This is a genomic window from Kocuria sabuli, from assembly GCF_040981185.1.
Lineage (GTDB): Bacteria > Actinomycetota > Actinomycetes > Actinomycetales > Micrococcaceae > Kocuria > Kocuria sabuli.
The window spans coordinates 172,790-189,248 of the sequence record NZ_JAVHZE010000004.1 but is presented as its reverse complement, the minus strand read 5'-3'; the positions used below and the strand labels follow the sequence as shown (position 1 = coordinate 189,248).

Annotated in this window: 17 protein-coding genes and 1 pseudogene; 2 read left to right on the top strand and 16 right to left on the bottom strand. The window is 69.0% G+C overall.

Going from position 1 to position 16,459, the window contains the following annotated elements; genetic code table 11:
• Window positions 1-152: 152 nt before the first annotated feature.
• Window positions 153-395, top strand: coding sequence for a hypothetical protein (locus RE027_RS06505; RefSeq protein WP_368807439.1), 243 nt, complete (start codon window positions 153-155; stop codon window positions 393-395).
• Between the two features lie 78 nt (window positions 396-473).
• Here RE027_RS06505 and RE027_RS06500 read toward each other — a convergent pair whose 3' ends face one another.
• The 12 genes from RE027_RS06500 to RE027_RS06445 all read right to left on the bottom strand — a co-directional run bounded on the left by RE027_RS06500 (window position 474) and on the right by RE027_RS06445 (window position 11,705).
• Window positions 474-1,190, bottom strand: a complete 717-nt coding sequence (locus RE027_RS06500; RefSeq protein WP_368807438.1) for a hypothetical protein — start codon at window positions 1,188-1,190, stop codon at window positions 474-476.
• Window positions 1,191-1,225: 35 nt separating this feature from the next.
• Window positions 1,226-2,680 carry a hypothetical protein gene (locus RE027_RS06495; RefSeq protein ID WP_368807437.1) on the bottom strand — a complete coding sequence of 485 codons (1,455 nt, stop codon included), beginning with the start codon at window positions 2,678-2,680 and terminating at the stop codon, window positions 1,226-1,228.
• 152 nt (window positions 2,681-2,832) lie between these two features.
• Entirely contained in the window at window positions 2,833-3,603 is a 771-nt protein-coding gene (locus RE027_RS06490; RefSeq protein ID WP_368807436.1) for a class F sortase, read from the bottom strand.
• 4 nt (window positions 3,604-3,607) lie between these two features.
• The gene (locus RE027_RS06485) at window positions 3,608-4,477 is read right to left on the bottom strand and encodes a type II secretion system F family protein (protein WP_368807435.1); all 870 of its coding nucleotides are present in this window, start codon (window positions 4,475-4,477) and stop codon (window positions 3,608-3,610) included.
• Window positions 4,478-4,508: 31 nt separating this feature from the next.
• Window positions 4,509-5,450: a type II secretion system F family protein gene (locus RE027_RS06480; protein WP_368807434.1), complete on the bottom strand. Its 942-nt coding sequence runs from the start codon at window positions 5,448-5,450 to the stop codon at window positions 4,509-4,511.
• Entirely contained in the window at window positions 5,450-6,988 is a 1,539-nt protein-coding gene (locus RE027_RS06475) for a TadA family conjugal transfer-associated ATPase (protein ID WP_368807433.1), read from the bottom strand. The genes RE027_RS06480 and RE027_RS06475 overlap by 1 nt, the downstream gene beginning before the upstream one ends.
• A complete protein-coding gene (locus tag RE027_RS06470) occupies window positions 6,985-8,205 on the bottom strand; it encodes a CpaE/TadZ family protein (protein ID WP_368807432.1) in 1,221 nt (406 codons plus the stop codon). Before RE027_RS06470 ends, RE027_RS06475 begins: the two co-directional genes overlap by 4 nt.
• Window positions 8,202-8,939, bottom strand: a complete 738-nt coding sequence (gene cpaB / locus RE027_RS06465; protein ID WP_368807431.1) for a Flp pilus assembly protein CpaB — start codon at window positions 8,937-8,939, stop codon at window positions 8,202-8,204. Before cpaB ends, RE027_RS06470 begins: the two co-directional genes overlap by 4 nt.
• 61 nt (window positions 8,940-9,000) lie before the next feature.
• On the bottom strand, window positions 9,001-10,017 hold the full coding sequence (locus RE027_RS06460; RefSeq protein WP_368807430.1) for a pilus assembly protein TadG-related protein: 1,017 nt from the start codon (window positions 10,015-10,017) through the stop codon (window positions 9,001-9,003).
• Window positions 10,014-10,406 carry a TadE/TadG family type IV pilus assembly protein gene (locus RE027_RS06455; RefSeq protein WP_368807429.1) on the bottom strand — a complete coding sequence of 131 codons (393 nt, stop codon included), beginning with the start codon at window positions 10,404-10,406 and terminating at the stop codon, window positions 10,014-10,016. Before RE027_RS06455 ends, RE027_RS06460 begins: the two co-directional genes overlap by 4 nt.
• Before the next feature lie 129 nt (window positions 10,407-10,535).
• On the bottom strand, window positions 10,536-10,763 hold the full coding sequence (locus tag RE027_RS06450) for a Flp family type IVb pilin (protein ID WP_368807428.1): 228 nt from the start codon (window positions 10,761-10,763) through the stop codon (window positions 10,536-10,538).
• A 246-nt stretch (window positions 10,764-11,009) separates the two neighbouring features.
• Window positions 11,010-11,705, bottom strand: a complete 696-nt coding sequence (locus tag RE027_RS06445) for a prepilin peptidase (protein WP_368807427.1) — start codon at window positions 11,703-11,705, stop codon at window positions 11,010-11,012.
• A gap of 323 nt (window positions 11,706-12,028) precedes the next feature.
• Between RE027_RS06445 and RE027_RS06440 the strand changes: the two are divergent.
• Window positions 12,029-12,267, top strand: a pseudogene (locus RE027_RS06440) (hypothetical protein); the annotation flags it as partial.
• Between the two features lie 253 nt (window positions 12,268-12,520).
• On the opposite strand, the gene RE027_RS06435 reads toward RE027_RS06440, so the two are convergent.
• The 4 genes from RE027_RS06435 to RE027_RS06420 all read right to left on the bottom strand — a co-directional run bounded on the left by RE027_RS06435 (window position 12,521) and on the right by RE027_RS06420 (window position 16,244).
• Window positions 12,521-12,961 (bottom strand): hypothetical protein, encoded by a 441-nt coding sequence (locus tag RE027_RS06435; RefSeq protein ID WP_368807426.1) that lies wholly within the window; start codon window positions 12,959-12,961, stop codon window positions 12,521-12,523.
• A 13-nt stretch (window positions 12,962-12,974) separates the two neighbouring features.
• Window positions 12,975-13,139 (bottom strand): hypothetical protein, encoded by a 165-nt coding sequence (locus tag RE027_RS06430; protein ID WP_368807425.1) that lies wholly within the window; start codon window positions 13,137-13,139, stop codon window positions 12,975-12,977.
• A gap of 54 nt (window positions 13,140-13,193) precedes the next feature.
• Window positions 13,194-14,921, bottom strand: a complete 1,728-nt coding sequence (locus RE027_RS06425) for a hypothetical protein (protein WP_368807424.1) — start codon at window positions 14,919-14,921, stop codon at window positions 13,194-13,196.
• Between the two features lie 246 nt (window positions 14,922-15,167).
• Window positions 15,168-16,244 (bottom strand): IS110 family RNA-guided transposase, encoded by a 1,077-nt coding sequence (locus tag RE027_RS06420; protein ID WP_368807423.1) that lies wholly within the window; start codon window positions 16,242-16,244, stop codon window positions 15,168-15,170.
• Between the last annotated feature and the right edge of the window lie 215 nt (window positions 16,245-16,459).

Here is a 16,459-nt window from a genome sequence, read left to right as displayed (position 1 = left end):
CCGCCGTCGTGGCTACAGCGCTCTCCTCACCGCCCTCGGGCCCACGCGTTCGGTGCGGGTGTTCCACGGGAGCACGGAGAGAACTGCCGGTCTGTCGCGGGCATCCAGGGGGGATGTCCGGACGTCGAGTCGCTCTGGGGAGAGGACTGCAGATGAGTCAGCACGTCAACATGATCGGCGGCATGATGGACCGCGCCGGAGGCAGCGTCCTGAACGCCGCCCTCGAGCTGTTCACGCAGTGGTCCCTGTGGTTGGGCATCGGCCTGGCCGTCATCGCGGTGATCAGTTCCGCCATGACCAAGAAGGTGCCGTGGACCCGTGAAGCCTCGGTGTGGCTGTACTCGATGGCCGCCACCGCGTGCTTCGCCGTGCACTGGGCGGCCCCTCCCCTGTGAGCCCAGCCGCCCGGACGACCGAGCCCCGTCGCACACAGCGCGGCGGGGCTCGGTCGTCCGGGCGCTCAGTTGCTCCGGCTACTTCCGGGACGAGGAGAAGACCAGCTTCTCGTCCCCGCCCTCCAGGTCCCGCTCCGCGAGAGACCACTTCTCCTGCACGAGCTGGTCGACCAGCTCGTCGGTCAGTCGCTGCTGCTCGCCCCCCTGGAGGCCCAGTCCCTCCTCCAGCGCCCGCCGCAGATCATCCGGGGAGAACGGCCCGCCCTGCCCGGCCAGTTCCGGGGCGGAGAGGTCGCCCAGCACGCACAGCCCCTCGCAGATCACCACGACCATCAGGCCGGCTTCGAGCGTCGTTGACGTGGTCGTCGTGGTGCTGGTCGACGTCCGCTCCGTCACCTGGACCGGGGCACCACCGCCGACCGGTCCGGCATCTGCCGATCCAGTGCCGCTGGCGAGCACCTGTCCCGCAGCAGTTCCCTGCTCGGGAACGAGGGTCTGCGTCGCACTCCCGACCGGTGCTGCGGCCTGAGCCGGTTCCCCGGCCGCAAGAGTTCCTCCGCCGGAGGCCTCGGCCGGCGTCGCGGGAGCGGACGTCGGTTCCGGCTGGGCGGTCGGCTGCGGCGCCGGGCGGGACGTGGGCTGCGGCGCAGGGCTCTTGCTGGGCGTCGCCGTGCTGAGCGGCGGCAGGGGCTCGTAGGTGTGCGTCCCACGCGCCTCGGCCGCGGCACCACCGCAGCCGGTGAGGGCCGCGAGCGCGAGGGCCGCGACGACGACGGTGCGGGTCTTGCGGAACATGGAGGTCTCCCGGAGAACTGGGGCGGAAGTGGACATCAGGCAGAGCGGTCCGTGGAGACGGACGGGCGGCGGCGCAGCGCCCATGCGCCGAGTGCCGCGACGACGGCGACTGCGGCGAGAACCACTGAGGTGGCCGTGCCGCGTCCGCTCGCGGTGGCTGCCGCCCCCATGCCGGTGTTCGCCATGGCCGGGTCGGCGTACGCGGCTCCCCCCGTCGTCGTGGTGGTCTCCGTGACGACCTCGGTGTGGGTGGAGGTCTGCTCGTCGAACAGGACGAAGGCCTCGACCACGGCGGTGGTACGGGTGTCCGGAGCGTCGACGACGAGCAGGTCTCCCCCACCAGTGCCGCGGTTGTCCCGGTTCCCGCCCGGAATCGCCACGGTGATGGCTTTCCCGTCGACGGGATCGCCCGACGGGCTGTCGCCGGCCACCGGGGCAGAACCTGTGTCGTTGTCGTGGCTGCTGCTGTCGTCGCCCTCGGAGCTGTCGGGCAGAGCCTCGTCCTGGTCCACGGCGCCGGTCTTCGGCGGAGTCGGCGCGGTCGGCGTGGACCCACTCGGCGCGGCGATCCTGAAATCGGCACTCGCCCCCCAGTCGAGCGTGCGTTCCTGCCCGGCGATGAGCAGATCGCGGTACTGCTCGTGGGCGAGGACGGTGAGCTCGGTCGAGGGCATGGTCGCCGTGAGGTCGGCGGTGAACTCGCCCTCGGTGACTCCGGCGGGCACGGCCAGCTCCAGGTACTTGTCCCGGTCTCCGCCGGTGAAGGTCCGCGTCGTCGTCCCGTCCGCGAAGGTGACGGGCCCCGACAGGGTGACAGTGGTGGTGTAGTAGGCCTGCGGCATCTGGACGAGCAGGGTGTCGGGCCGGCCGTCCGGCTCGAAGGACACGGAGATCGTGTAGCTGCTCTGCGGGGTCACGGACGGGACGTTGGTGCGGGCGTCCTGAACCAGGAACGCGGCGCGGTCGAGGTGGGACTGCTCGAACCCGGAGGGCCCCGGGAGGGGACGGTCGGCGGCCGTGGACAGCGAGCGCACGGCCCGGTGCACGGCGAGCGCCTCGTCGGCGTCGTCGGTGGCACCGAAGGCCGAGAGGATGTAGCCGGCCAGAGCGGCGTTCTCCGGCTCCCAGTAGACCGGGGCGTCGCCGGCCTTCTCCCCCACCACGCTCTGCCACCCGGCCTCCGGGTCGTCGAACGGCTCGGCCACCGTGTAGCTCTCATCGTCCAGCACAGGCTTCCCGGCCGGAGCCAGGGGCTGGTCCTCATGGATCCCGTAGGCGGTGTCGCCGTTGGTCAGCACCACCGGAGAGAGGTGGGACTCAGCGTCGGTCTCCGGCCCGCCTTCCGGGATCTCCGACACGTAACCCGCGATGGCGACCGGCGCGGCCACGGCCGGGGTCGCGCCGGCCAGCGTTCCGGTCACCGCGGTGGTGCCGGCAAGGGCTGCGAGCGCGAGGAGCCGGCCGCGGGAGGTCGGAGCGGGGCGGGGCATGGAAACTCCTGGAAGGGTGAGATGGGGATCGGCCGGTGAGGGGGTGGATCGATCTTTACTAATGTAATTGCATGGACGAGCTGTTGTCCGCGGAAGACGTAGTGCGACAGCGGATGTGCCCACAAGAGGGGACCGGCACCTCTGCGGCGACGTCACGGGACAGGGCTGGTCTCGGGGTCGAGGGCCAGGTCGACGACGAGGTTGTTCGTGTAGGACCACGACGGCGATCCGTCCGGTTGGACGTAGTCGCCGGAGCAGGTGATCAGGGACAGCCCCGGATCACCGGTCAGCTCGAAGATGTCGAGCGGCGGAGCGTCTCGTGGAGTCGGCTCGCGCACCGCCGTCACCGTGTAGGAGAACACTCGCCCGGTGCCGTCCGAGACCCACAGCTTCTGCCCCGGTTGCGCCGTGTACAGGGTGCCGAGGGTCGGGGCGTCGTAGGGATAGTCAACGTGCCCGGCCAGCACCGCGTTGCCGTGCTCCCCGCCGACCGGGGCGGAGGCCGAGTACCAGCCGAGCGCCGCGTGGTCGTCGTGCGTGGGCACCGCCATGTTCCCGGCCGCATCGGCTGCCACGGGTTCGAGCGCCGCATCGATGCCGATCGACGGAGAACAGACCCGAGCCCGGGTCTGCAGGTGTCCGCAGTTCTCCGGGCCCCGCACCGCAGGGTGAGCGCCGGGGTCGCCGGCCGCCCGGGCGTCGTCCGGTAAGAGCGAGGTGGCGTTCAGCGGGTCGGGGGCGCTCACCGAGGCGGGGTCGCCGTGCTGGACGTCCCCACCGAAGCCGGCCGCCGGGGCACCGGTCAGCCACTGCTGGAGGAGCAGGACGACCGCTGCCAGCGAGACGGCGGCGAGCAGGACCGACGGCACGGGGCGTCGGACCGCGGCCGTCGTGGAAAAATTTGCATCATCCTGGATCGGCATCGGACTACATCTTCAGCACGTTGAGGACCGTGGGCCCCAGCACGGTGAGGAACAGCACCGGGAGGATGAAGAGCATCAGCGGGATGAGGATCTTCGTGGGGATCTTCTGCGCTGCCTCCTCGGCCCGCTGCCGTCGCTTCACCCGCATCTCGTTGGCCTGGGTCCGCAGCACCGTGGAGATCGAGATGCCGTACGCGTCCGCCTGGATCACCGCCCGGGTGAATGCGCGCAGGTCGGGCACGTCGGTGCGCTGCTCCAGCGCCAGGTAGGCGTCGCGACGCGGAATGCCCACGCGCATCTCCTGCAGGGTGCGCATCAGCTCCTCCGCGAGCGGACCCTTGCCGTTCTGCCCGGCGCGGGCCATGGCCGATTCGAAGCCCAGGCCGGCCTCCACCGCGATCATCATCTGGTCCAGGGTGTCGGCGAGCTCCAGACCGATCGCCTTCTGTCGTTCGGTGCCGCGGGAATACAGCAGCAGCTCCGGCACGAAGTAGGCCACCGGTGGGATGGCTGCGACCATCAGCACGATCATGCCGTTGTCCCCCGCCAGCGCGAGGAGAAGCAGGCCGAGAAGCACAGCGCCGGCCAGGGCGTAGACCTTGTAGGCCATGAGCCGGGCCACCGGCCAGTCCGCGGGTCGTCCCGCCTTGGCGTGCAGGCCCTCGAGCCGATCCCGTCCGTTCTCCGTGGTGAACCGGCGGGCCCAGCCGAAGTCCGGTGCGTCGCGGATCGCCTGGGTCTCGGTCGCGCCGAAACCGATGCCGAGGTTCTGGCGCACCAGCCGGTCGCCGCCCCAGCGCACGCCGACGGCGAGCCAGATGGCCAGGGCGGCCGCACCGGCGAGGAGGAGGAGACCGAGGAACAGGGAGGTCATGAGAGGTCCTTCGAGGAACGGGTGGAGGAGCTCAGAACTGGATCTTGACGATCCGGGACATCCAGAACCCGCCGATGGCGAACATCAGCAGGGCGACGACGATCATCGCGTAGCCGAAGATCCCGCTCGTGAGGAACTGGGAGATGTACTCGGGGGAGATCACAGTGAGGACGGCGGCGATCAGCACCGGCAGGGCCATGAGGATGTAGGCGGACATCTTTCCCTCGGCGGAGAGCGTCTTGACCTGGCGCCGGATCTGGTTGCGCTCGCGGATGGTTCCGGCGACGCGGTCGAGCACCTCGGCGAGGTCACCGCCGACTTCGCGGTGGATGCCGATGGCCTGGGCGACCCAGGAGAAGTCCTCGGACTCCATCCGCTGGGCGGTCAGGTGGAGCGACGTGTCGAGGTCCATGCCGAGCCGCGTTTCGTTGACCACGCGGGTGAGTTCCTCGGAGGTCGGGGACTGGGACTCCCGGGCCACCGCGTCCACGGCCCGCAGCAGGGAGTGGCCCGCGCGCAAAGAGCCGGCGAACAGCTGCAGGGTGTCGTCGAGCTGATCGGCGAAGGCTCGCTTGCGGCGGGCGGTGAGGAAGCCGACTGCGACCTTGGCCACCATCGGCGCTGCGAGGAGGAACAGCACCCCGAGCAGGCCACCACCGGCGATCGTCCCGACCGCGGTGGCGGCCGCCGTTCCGGCTGCGACCAGTACGAGGAAGTCAGCGGGTGAGGCCTTGATCCCGGCGTTCTCGAGGGCTGCAGCAATGCGCCGCGTCCACCCGCGCTCATCCAGGAACTCGCTGACGGCCTCGGTGGTGACTCCTGTGAGACGGGTCAGCTGCGACGGGGTCTGCTCACGGGCCGTCCGCAGCGGACGGCGCCGGTCCATCGGCAACCGGGGCGTACGGGAGCGGAAGACGACGAAGAGCCCGAGCACGCCCGCGAGCGTCAGGAAGCCGAATCCGATCAGGAGCATCACTTTCTCCCCGGGTCGAAGACGGAGGGATGCAGCTTGATGCCGTAGTCATCGAACTTGTCCACGAACCGCGGGCGCACCCCGGTGGAGCGGGTCGTACCCCGGAAACGACCGGTGCGCGGGTCCACGCCGGCGTCCCAGTCGAAGAGGAAGGCGTCCTGCAGGGTGACGGTCTCGCCCTCCATGCCCTGGATCTCGGTGATGTGGGTGACGCGGCGGGTGCCGTCGCGCAGCCGGGAGAGCTGGACCACCAGGTGGATGGCCGAGGCGATCTGCTCGCGGATCGCCCGCTGCGGCAGATCCATACCGGCCATCATGACCAAGGTCTCCAGACGCGAGATGGTGTCGCGCGGGGAGTTGGCGTGGATGGTCGAGAGCGAGCCGTCGTGGCCGGTGTTCATCGCCTGGAGCATGTCCAGGGCCTCGCCCCCGCGGCACTCCCCCACCACGATCCGGTCGGGTCGCATGCGCAGGGAGTTCTTGAGCAGGTCCCGGATGGAGATCTCCCCCTTGCCCTCGATGTTCGCCGGACGAGACTCGAGCTGGACCACGTGCTCCTGCTGCAGCTGCAGCTCGACGGCGTCCTCGATCGTGACGATGCGCTCGCCGTGAGGAATGAAGGAGGAGACGACGTTGAGCATCGTGGTCTTGCCCGTGCCGGTGCCGCCGGCTACCAGGATGTTCAGGTGCGCCTCCACGCAGGCCCGGAGCAGGTCGGCCATCTGCGGGGAGACCGATCCGAAGCGGATGAGGTCCTCGATGGTCAGCGGATCCTTGGCGAACTTGCGGATGGTGAGCGAGGACCCCTTCACCGCGAGCGGCGGGATCACCGCGTTGACCCGCGAGCCGTCGGGAAGGCGTGCGTCGACCAGGGGCGAAGACTCGTCGATGCGCCGGCCCACCTGGGTGACGATCTTCTCAATGACGTGCCGCAGGTCCTGCTCCGAGGTGAAGGTCGCCTCGGAGAGCGAGACCTTGCCCTTCTGCTCGACGAAGATCTGATTGGGTCCGTTGACCATGATCTCGGTGACGGAGTCGTCGTCGAGCAGTTCCTGGAGCGGGCCATAGCCGAGGACGTCGTCGCTGACGGAGCGGATCAGCCGGGTCCGCTCTTCGGAGGACATCGGCACCCGCTCCTCACCGACGATACGGGTGAGCTCTCTGGTCGCGAACTCCTTGAGGTCGCCGTCGCTGAGGCTCGAATCGGATTGGCGGGAGCCGATCCGGTCCAGCAGCTCCTGCTTGACCCGCTGCTTGAGCCCGGCCAGCGCGTCGAACCGGCCGGCCTGAGTCCGGGGGGTCAGTTCGGCCGTGGTCGCGGCAGCCGGTTCGGAGAAGGACATCGAGCCTCCCGGCTCGTTCCAGCCGGGTTCCTCGGCGCCGTCCGGTGCTCGGAGATCGGAGATCTCGGCCGGCGCCTCCGCGGTCTGCACAGTGGAGTCGCCGGGATCCTGCTCAGGGATGCGCGCAGCGGTGTCGTCGTGCAGCGGGGGGACGCTCTCACCGCGGGCGGCGGCGAGACGATCTGCAAGTTTCATGGTCGGGCCATGGCCTTCCGGTGGATGCCTCGCTTCGAGGCGGAACGATCGGGGGTGAAGGAGTCCACGAGACCCTGCAGCTGCCGGGCGGCCTTGTCCTTGGGCGCGTGCAGGATCAGCGGCTCGCCGCGGTTGGTGGCGTACACGGCCATCCGGGAGCGCGGGACCACATGGTCGACGGGTGTCCGGATGGTGGCCTCGACATCCTGCACGGAAAGTCCCGTGTTGCGGTCGGCGGCGTTGAGCACCACGGAGGCGCTCTCGGGCACCAGGGAGAGTTCTCCGAGCAGGTCCATCTGCTTGCGCAGCCCGCGCACCCCGGGGACGTCCATGCCGGTGACGAAGACGACGTCGGTGGCGGCCTCGAGGGCGGCGAGCGCATGCTCGCCGAGTCCCGGAGCGGTGTCGACGACGACGTACCGGAACTGGCCCGCCAGCTGGTCGAGCAGGTGGGTGATCTGCGCTGCTCCCACCAGCTCCCCCTCGGCCGGATTCGCCGGGGTGCACAGGGCGTAGACGGACGCAGGGTGGACGGTGAGGAAGGTCTTGAGCACCAGGGAGTCGTCGACGGAGGGTCCGGTGACGGCGTCGGTCAGCGAGTGTTCGGGGGCCAGGCGCAGGGCGGCGGCGACGTCCCCGAACTGGACGTCCAGGTCCACGATCACCGTGTTCATCGGAGCGGTCCGGCCGAGGCCCACGGCCAGATTGGTGGCGACAGTGGTCTTGCCGACGCCGCCCTTGGGGGACGTGACGACGATGACGCGGGTGTCGTCATGGACCGAGAGCGCACCGGGTTCCCCGGCGGACCATCCCTGGAGCGAGACCCGCCGGCGAGACTCTGCGGCGTCCAGGACCCGCGACATCGTGCTGAGGATGCCGTCGACATCGGCGTCCACGTCGAGCACGTCGCGGAAGCCGGCCCGCATGGCAGCCATGGCGAGGGACATGTCCGCGGGAGCGACGAGCACCAGGGAGACCTCGGGACGTTGGATGTCGAACAGACCGCCGAGCCGCAGCGCGTCGTGGAAGTCCAGGCCGGGCCCGAGGACCACGACCGTGGGGAGTTCACCCACCGAGCGGCCCAGCAGCTCGTCCGGCGTGGCCGGCAGCGCCGCGCTGAAGACGGTCTGCATCTCGCCGGGCAGACGCCCGTCGATGCCCTTCCGGAACTGGACGTCGTAGGACGGGTCCTTGGTGACCAGCAGGATGCGGCTCACTCGAAATCACTCCTCGTGGCGCCGTTGGCGTTCTGCTCGGCGTCCTCGGGCTCGAGCGAGAGCCAGATCCGGCCGAACTCGGAGGCGTAGACGATCTTCTCGGCCGTGTCGGCGTTCACTGCGAAGGTGACGAGGAGCGAGCTCTCCGGCACGGCCGGAGCGCCTGCCTCAGCCGTCTCCGCGCCCTCTGCGGGCTCAGCAGCGCTGGGTGCGCCCTGCACGGAGGTGACCAGGATCTTGTCCAGGTCCTTGGCCGTCTTGGACTCTCTGTTGTCGTCCCCCTCGAAGGAGACGAAGACACCGACCATGTCCCCGGCCGCCAGCTGACCACCCACCACGCGGGGAGCGTCCAGCTGGATGGTGACCTCCTGCAGACCTTTGGGCACCGGCACCGTCCCGGGTGCTTCGAGCGCCTGTGGGTCGACCAGACGGGAGTCGAGCAGCTGCTCCCCCGGCTGCAGGTCGACACCGGCAACCTTGCCGCTCTGACCGTCCAGGGAGGAGAGCGCACCGTCGGGCACAACGGCAGCGGGCACCGTGTGCAGGGCGAGGGACTCACCGAGCTCCTCCACGGGCGTGCCCTTCAGGATCGGCGCGGTGATCAGATAGACCTCTTTCGGTTCCTGTTGGTCCAGGGCGCGGGCATCCGCGGTTCCGACGTAGGTGCTGACGATGACGAGTCCGGCGATGGCGAGGATCGCCATCACGAATCCGGCGAGAATGCGAGTCTTCACAGTCGTACTTCCGTGTGCGGGAGAAGGGGAGCGGTGGTCGGGATCCGGAGCAGAGGAGACATCAGTCGCGCAGCTCCACGACGGTGGTGCCGTAGGACGTCGGGGGACCCATGACGAACCCTGCGTCGTCCAGGGTCACGAAGCGGACGAAACGTCCGTAGATGCCGTCGCAGTTGGTCCCGCAGGCTCCCGTGACCAGCCCCGGGTTCCAGTTGACGTTGCCGGTGAAGGTGTAGCCGTGGACCTCGAAGGCGGCCCAGGCCGCGATGCGGTACGTGCCGTTGTTGCCGGTGCCGACGCCGATCTGGTCGTAGACGGGGAGAAGGACCGTCCTGTTCTTGAGCGCGGCCTCCGTGGCAGCCGTGGTGCAGCCGGACGGGATGCTCGCTCCGGTCGAACTCTTCACCGTGTCTCCGGCGGCGACGTAGACACCGCACGAGGTCGAGTCCTTCTCACCGATCCAACCGAAGCCGCCCGGCAGATCACCCACATGACCGGTACTGCCACCCGTTTTGGGGCACTTGGTCGGCCCCTTGCCGCCGAGGACAAGAACCTGGGGAGCCCCGGTGAGATGGAACTCGCACGCGGCGAAGGCGATCGGGAACATCGCGGTCCCCGCCTTCGGCGCTCCCCAGACCGCCGACGCGGTCGCACCCACCGTGGCCTTGTCGATGCCGAGCACCGGGGCGAAGGACAGAGCCAGGGAACCGGCACCGCTTTTGCCGTCCACGGTGGAGGCCTGAACGCGGACCTTTTGCTTCGTCTTGTCGAGCTCGAGGATCGTGGCCTTCGAGCGCGCATCACGGGCATTCGCGTCAGCCATCTGCTGCGCGCGGGGTAGAACGGCTGAAGCATCCAGGCAGTCGGTGCCGACGGCACAGTCCTGAGCGACAGCAAAGGCCGCTGCATCAGCACCGTTCTGCAGCTGCGCTCGCTCCTCGTACATCATGCCGACGTCGATGGCGATCGCCGCGAAGCCGACGAGCACCACCAGGCAGAGGGCGGTAATGACGGCCACGGCTCCGCGTTCGTCGTTCTCCCGGTGCACGGCACGGGCGTGCGCCAGGTGGTTGGTCAACCGCCGCATCGCATGGCCGCCTTTCCGGACAGGGTCATGTCCTTGGCGACACCGGTGACGGTCTTCAGGGGGTAGGTGATGGTGACGGTAAGCATGGATCCCGCCGTGCACTTGGTCGAGGTGCCTGTGAAGGCCATGTCGGAGCCCTTCAAAGCCGGGGCGGCGTTCCTGCCGGCGGCCGAGGCAGCAGTCCACGCCGTGGCGGACGCCGTGCCGTCGTCGTGGATGACCATGTGGCGGGCGGTCTCCCGCGCCGCGTGGGTAAGACTGATCTGGGTGTTGTACGCCCGGCCGAACTCGATGATGCCCAGCAGCAGGAGAAGGAGCACAGGAACCACCAGCGCGAACTCCACGGCAGCTGCGCCGCGCTCCATGCGCCACGGAATCATGGTCGGGCCTTCCCATGGAAGAAGTGGGTGGAGATGTCAGAGGACTCAGGCGTCAGCTTCGAGTCCGTCATGCAAAGTGCCGCGACGCCCCGATGCGGGACGCCGCGGCGCTTCATTTGTGACTGGAAACTACTTAGCCACACCGGAGCCCTCAGCCAGGCCGCCAGTGACCTTGCCGAGCAGTGCGTTGAGCTGGTTACCCAACAGAGTGACCGCAACGATAATCACCACGGCGATCAGCCCAACGATCAGGCCATACTCGACGGCGGTGGCGCCCTTCTCCTCGCGGGTCAGGCGGTCCACGATGGAGTTCTTGGTGTCGGCGACGTACTGGAGGGTGACGAGAAGGGGCAGCATGATGAGTCCTCACGATGAGTGAAATAAGGGGGATGAGTCGGCGAACGAGCCCTGGCACCCGCGTCCTGCGAAGCTGACTGCCACTTGCCTACCGACCTGTAGAAAAGATATCCGTCACGATCGCAAACATACAAGCATTCAGACGCATACACTTTGGGGGACGTCAAAAAGGGACGTAATGCCTAGTGAGGTACTGCATTTGTCTGCATGGAGATATGCACGAGCCCGTTTGTCCCCCGAACGGCGTCAGTACAGCCCCGGCAGCAGGTACTCACGGGCCACCCATTCCCCCACCACGACGGCCAGCAGGGCGCCGGCCAGCAGCGACGGTCCGAACGGCACGTCGCTGCGCAGGCCCCCGCGGCGGGACGCCAGCACGGCAAGCCCCACCACCGCACCGATCACCGATGCCAGCACCGCGCCGACGAACAGCGCACCCCAGCCCTGGTAGCCGAGGAATAGCCCCAGCACCGCGGCGAGCTTGACGTCGCCCATGCCGAGGCCGGCCGGCGAGATGAGCGCCAGCACGAGGTACAGAACGAACAGCACGAGAGCGCCGAGTACGGCCCGCAGCAGCGCACCCCAGGTGCCCTCGTCTGCCGAGGCAACGATCAAGAGCACGAGTCCGATGCCCAATGCGGGCCCGACCACGGCATTGGGGAGCAGATGGTGGCGCAGGTCGATGACCGTGAGCACCACGGCGACCGCGGCAAAGAACAGGTACGCCGGCAGCTCCCACGACAGTCCGAGGAACACAGCCATCAGGGCGAACAGCGCCGCCGTCGCCGCCACCAGCAGCGGCCGGGACGGTGGCGGCATCGGCTCGTCCACGACGGGGCTGTATCGAACGACCACCCGAGGCAGGAACGATCCGATCATCCCGCCGACCAGGCACATGACGAGCACCAACCAGAGCGGCACTGCCTCCACGACGGTCTGCACGGATCGGTCCCTCCGGTTCGTGGGCGGTTTGGCAGTCACCCGACGAGATGCTGTCCCCCGATCGGGGGTGCTGTACGACACAGACCCTAACCGAGGAGAGGAGCTTTTCCGCGCCCCAGCAGGTCGCACGGCATTTCAGAAATTCGAGGCCAGTAGGCTCGTGAATTTATCGACCGGAATTATCAGGCAGTTGAGCACAGGAAGAACCTGGATCAACAGCCCGACCCGCTCAGGAAAGGGTCTCATCGCAATCCAGGGTGTGCTCCGGGGCCGTGAGCATGGCCGGCATGTGGTTGCTGGACAGAGGTCGAGGTCTCCCGATGATGGAGGTTCCTACGCCGCCCATCCGGAAGACCCCGACGTGCCTCGCGCTACCTTCGCCTGATCTGGCTACTTCGTCCATCTGGACGAGCTCGGCCTCGAAGTCCTCGGTCAGCAGCTCGAGCCGAATTGGGCGATTCTGTCATGCCACGTCGTCGAGCCGGACTAGTGGTGTCGTCGGTGCGGGTGCGAGGGGTCGTCTCTTGACACCGTGATCCGGCGGCTGGCGCACGAGCCGCTGTTCACCGGGTTCAAGACCGCCACCGACGAGGAGCTCCCGACAAACGGTGCCAGCGGCTGGGGGACCTGTTCGGCGGCAACCAGCACGTCGAGGTCGGGGGCGACCTGCGGGATCTACCAGCACATGATCGCTGCAGACCGGCGGCTTCAGATTCCGACTACACCCCGGATGGTGAAGAGCTGGAAGACCCCGGACTCCCCGGCCTGCGGCTCCTCCAATCTCCGGCCGGTGCGGCGAGGTGAGAGCAGCCCGGTCATCCGAGGCGACCGTGTGCCCACGACGACGGTGTCGTACTCCGTCGGTTCGCGGCCCCTCCGACGACGACGCCACAACCCACCAGCAGGACCAGCACGTAGACCAGTAACAAGCCCCAGGACGCGATCGTGTTCTCATGGGCCAGCACAGCCAGCAGGCAGGCTGCTGCCACCGCGATGCCACCCGTCCACCAAGCACGGGCTGCCAGGAGCAGGACGCCCGCCAGCACAGCGAACACGGATGCCAGACGCACGTCGTGTGCACCCTCGATGCGCAGGAGCTCCTCCTCGTCGGTGCCCCAGCTCACCAACGGAACCGCGTGCACCAGAGCGAGGTACAGGGCCACCGACGTGGCGAGACCGATCAGTCCCGCCACGGCAGCGATCACGATGCGGCTCACGGCGAGCTGTTCGCGTGGCTCAGGTGCGGCGCGAGTCATGGGCCCATTGTCCTCAGACGGCCCGTTCACCCACCATCAGCGGGATCTGCTGCCCGTCACGGCGCAAGCCGATACGGAAGCGGAGGTAGCCGAGCAGGACCTGCACCTCGTCCTCGGCGTAGCGGGAGATCGCACCGTGGGCGCGCATCGCGTGGCACCGCGCTGTATCGCCGGCCATGCTCACAGCCCCGAGTACACCCTGGCTCGCGATGAGTCATTGCGGCTGCCGAAACTAGTTGACGAGCCGGGACAGCATCAGCGGGACGAGCACGAAGCCGAACGCCATGACCACGACGAGCACTCCCAGCACGGCCTGTTCCCGGCGTGCCGCGCCGGCACCGGAGAGCTCCAGCGGAAGGCGGGGGCCGAATTCCCAGTCGAGGGCCTCCTGTTCCCAGCGGGTGCCGGCCACGTCGTCGGCGCCGCTCAGCAGGCGCAGGCGCTCGGAGGTGTCCACGTCCTCGCCGCCGTTGCGTGCGCCGAGCGGCGACAGCCCCCAGGTGTGCCGCAGGCCCTGCAGGAGCGAGAGCACCGCCTCCAGCGGCTTGTTCTCGAGGTAGCTGCGCCGGGTCCAGGCCACCTTCGCCCGCTCGAGCGGGAAACCGAGCTCCACCTCGGCTCCGTCCCTGCGGACCACGAAGTCCACCCGGTGCGCTCGGTGGCGGGGCGTCCCGGGCGGATCCTCGGGAGCCGTGACCTGCCGGACGTGCAACCAGTGGAACGCGGCGACGACGCGGGGACGCACGCCGCTGCCCAGGAACAGGACGCCGTTGCGCTCGACCACCACGGCGAAGAGCCGGGGAAGACCCGCGTGGCGGGCCTCGACGAAGAGGTCCGGGCGCAGCGCCCGCAGGGCGCGCAGGAACTGCGCGTCCCGTCGGCCCTGCAGCACCGTGTACATGCTGAGCCCCTCCGCGGCTCGGAAGAAGGCCTGCGCCCGGGAGTCGAGCAGGGCAGCCAGGGCAGCGCCGGCGACGGCCCCCATCAGGCCGGCGAGCACGATGATCCGGCCCGACAGCTCTAGCGAGGCCGCCTGCGCCGACCACCAGAAGATCGCGATCGCGGCGACCGCCAGAACCGCTCCCAGCAGGGCCCTGCGCTCCCGCACCCGAAGTGCCCAGTTCCTGCGGGAGAGGTGTTGCTGTTCGGCCTCACCGGCGGTCCGTGGCCGTCCCGGACGCCCGGAGACGGCGAACGATGTCCGCACTTCGTCCGGCCTCCCCGCAGTGGCCGGGGGCTTCCGGCGCACGGCGTCCTCGGTGGGCCCCCAGGTGGAGTACGCGCTGCTCAGCGCCGGCAACCGATCCCGGAGTTTCAAGAGCTCGGTCCGCAGACGGTCGCCGTCGAGATCGGTGGGCGAGACCCCGAAGGCGTCCAGCCGCCCGCGCAGTGCCCGGATCGCCAGCTTGTCGGGGCCTGGCCTGGATCGCAGGAGGTGTCTGGCGAAGGGGGTGGTCATGAAGTGACAGGCGTCGAGGGCGTCCGCGTAGGCGTCGACCCCGGAGTAGCCCATGGACGCGGTGATGTGCGCGGAGGTCCTGCTGAGCTGCACAGTCGCGAAGGACGCCGCGACGTCGAGCAGCAGGAAGACGCTCGGCGTTCCGTACTCGACGAACCCCGTCTCCGCGAGGCTGTCGTGCGGGGGCAGGCCGAGCGCGGCCTGGACCCCTCGCACGGCCCGATCGAACATCGTGCTGCCGTGGGCGATCCGGATCTCGCGGAAGACCAGGGTGTCCAGCAGTCGCGCCCGTACCTGCGTGACCGGCGTGCTCGGGTGGTAGCGGGAGGCGGGGAACGCCGCGGCGTAGCGCGTGCCGAGAAAGACGGCGAGACCACCGCGCTCTCCCCCGACCGGCCTGGTGATCATGCTGTCGGGACGGTCGAGCTCGCGCTCGATCTCCCGCAGCGTCCGGAGATCGAGCTCACCGAGGAATGTGAGGGCGTGCTCCAGTTCCTGCACTCCCTCGACCCCGTCTCGTGCATCGGCCCGGGCAACACCGGACAGCCGTTCCGCAGAGGCTGTGCGTTCTGCTTGCTCGTCGCCGTCCATACCTGCCCCTGCTCCTTGATGCACCGGGCCGGATGCCTGGCAACGCACTTTTCCCAAACGCAAACTACACTGGTTCGGCACCAATTCCTCAGACCCGCATGCGTCAACAGCCGTGGTTGGTTCACACGGCTCTGCTGTACGGCCCCTATGAAGCTTCTATATCCCGTCAACCCCCAATTCCGCCGCGGTGGTGTTGAGATGGCGGTAGAGGCGTCGGGCGAGGTAGCGCTTGAGGCAGCGGCGGATCTCGCGGTCGGTCTTGCCTTCCGCCCGGCGCCTGTCGGCATAGGCGCGGGTTCGGGGGTGGTGGACCATCCGCACCATGGCGATGACGTTCAGGGCGCGGTTGAGACGCCTGTCGCCGCCGCGGTTGAGCCGGTGCCGGGTGGTGTTGCCCGAGGACGCCGGAATGGGGTTCACCCCGGCCAGCGCGGCGAACGCGGCCTCGTCCCTGACTCGTCCGGGATGAGACCAGGCGACCAGGACGGTGGCTGCGGTGACGGGCCCGATCCCGGTCTCGGCGATCAGGGCCGCGGCGGGGCTGGCGGCGACGAGCTCATTGATTCGGTTCGTGTTGTCCGTGATCTCCGCATCGAGGGCGAGAATCCTCTTGGCCAAGCGCACGGCCTCGGTGCGGGCGGTCGCGGCGCCGAGGTCCTCCTCGCGTGGGCGCCAGCGGGAGATCTCGGCGATCTTCTTCGCGCCGAGCGGATGCCGGGCGTCGATGCCGAGGTCGGCGATGCGCACGAGGGCAGTCAGGGCGTTCACGGCCCTGGTCCGCTCCCCGGTGAGTTCGTCTCGTGCGGTGAGCAGGATCTGGGCGGCCGCCCGGATCCCTTCGTCCATCCGCGGGGTGCGCAGCTGCTCTTCGGCCAGGGGCAGCACGGCGGCGGCGATGCGACGGGCGTCGATCGGGTCGGACTTGCCGATGCCGCGACGTTCGCCCCTGCTCATCCGGGCCGCTTCGACTGCTCGGTAGCTGGCAAGCCCCACCTGGCGGGCGAGTTGGGCCCCGTAGCTGCCGATGCCCTCGATGACCCACAGTGCGGCGAGGTCTCCACCGGTGCGCCGTGCCGCCCAGGCGATCGCGCGGGTCCTGCCGGCGTGGGTGTTGGGGAAGGCCTCCGTTCCCAGATGCTCGCCGTTGGAGGCCAGTACGGAGTAGGTGTGGGTCTTGGCGTGGGTGTCCACGCCAATGACGAACGAATGTGTGTTGGCGACAATGGTGTTCACGTGATCAGGGATCCTCTCCATCAGACGGGGCAGTGTTCCTGGTCGCTGCGGACCGGCGCCGTGCCCGGGAGAGGTCACTTCGAGGCAGACCTGTGATGGGCCACGACCCCGCGAGGTCGGGCAGGCTTCTGATCAGGCCATCGAGGTGGGCCGGGCCGGCGCCGGCCGCCCACCACGGTCGGACAGTTCATAGGCAAGGCACCCACGGGGGCCAG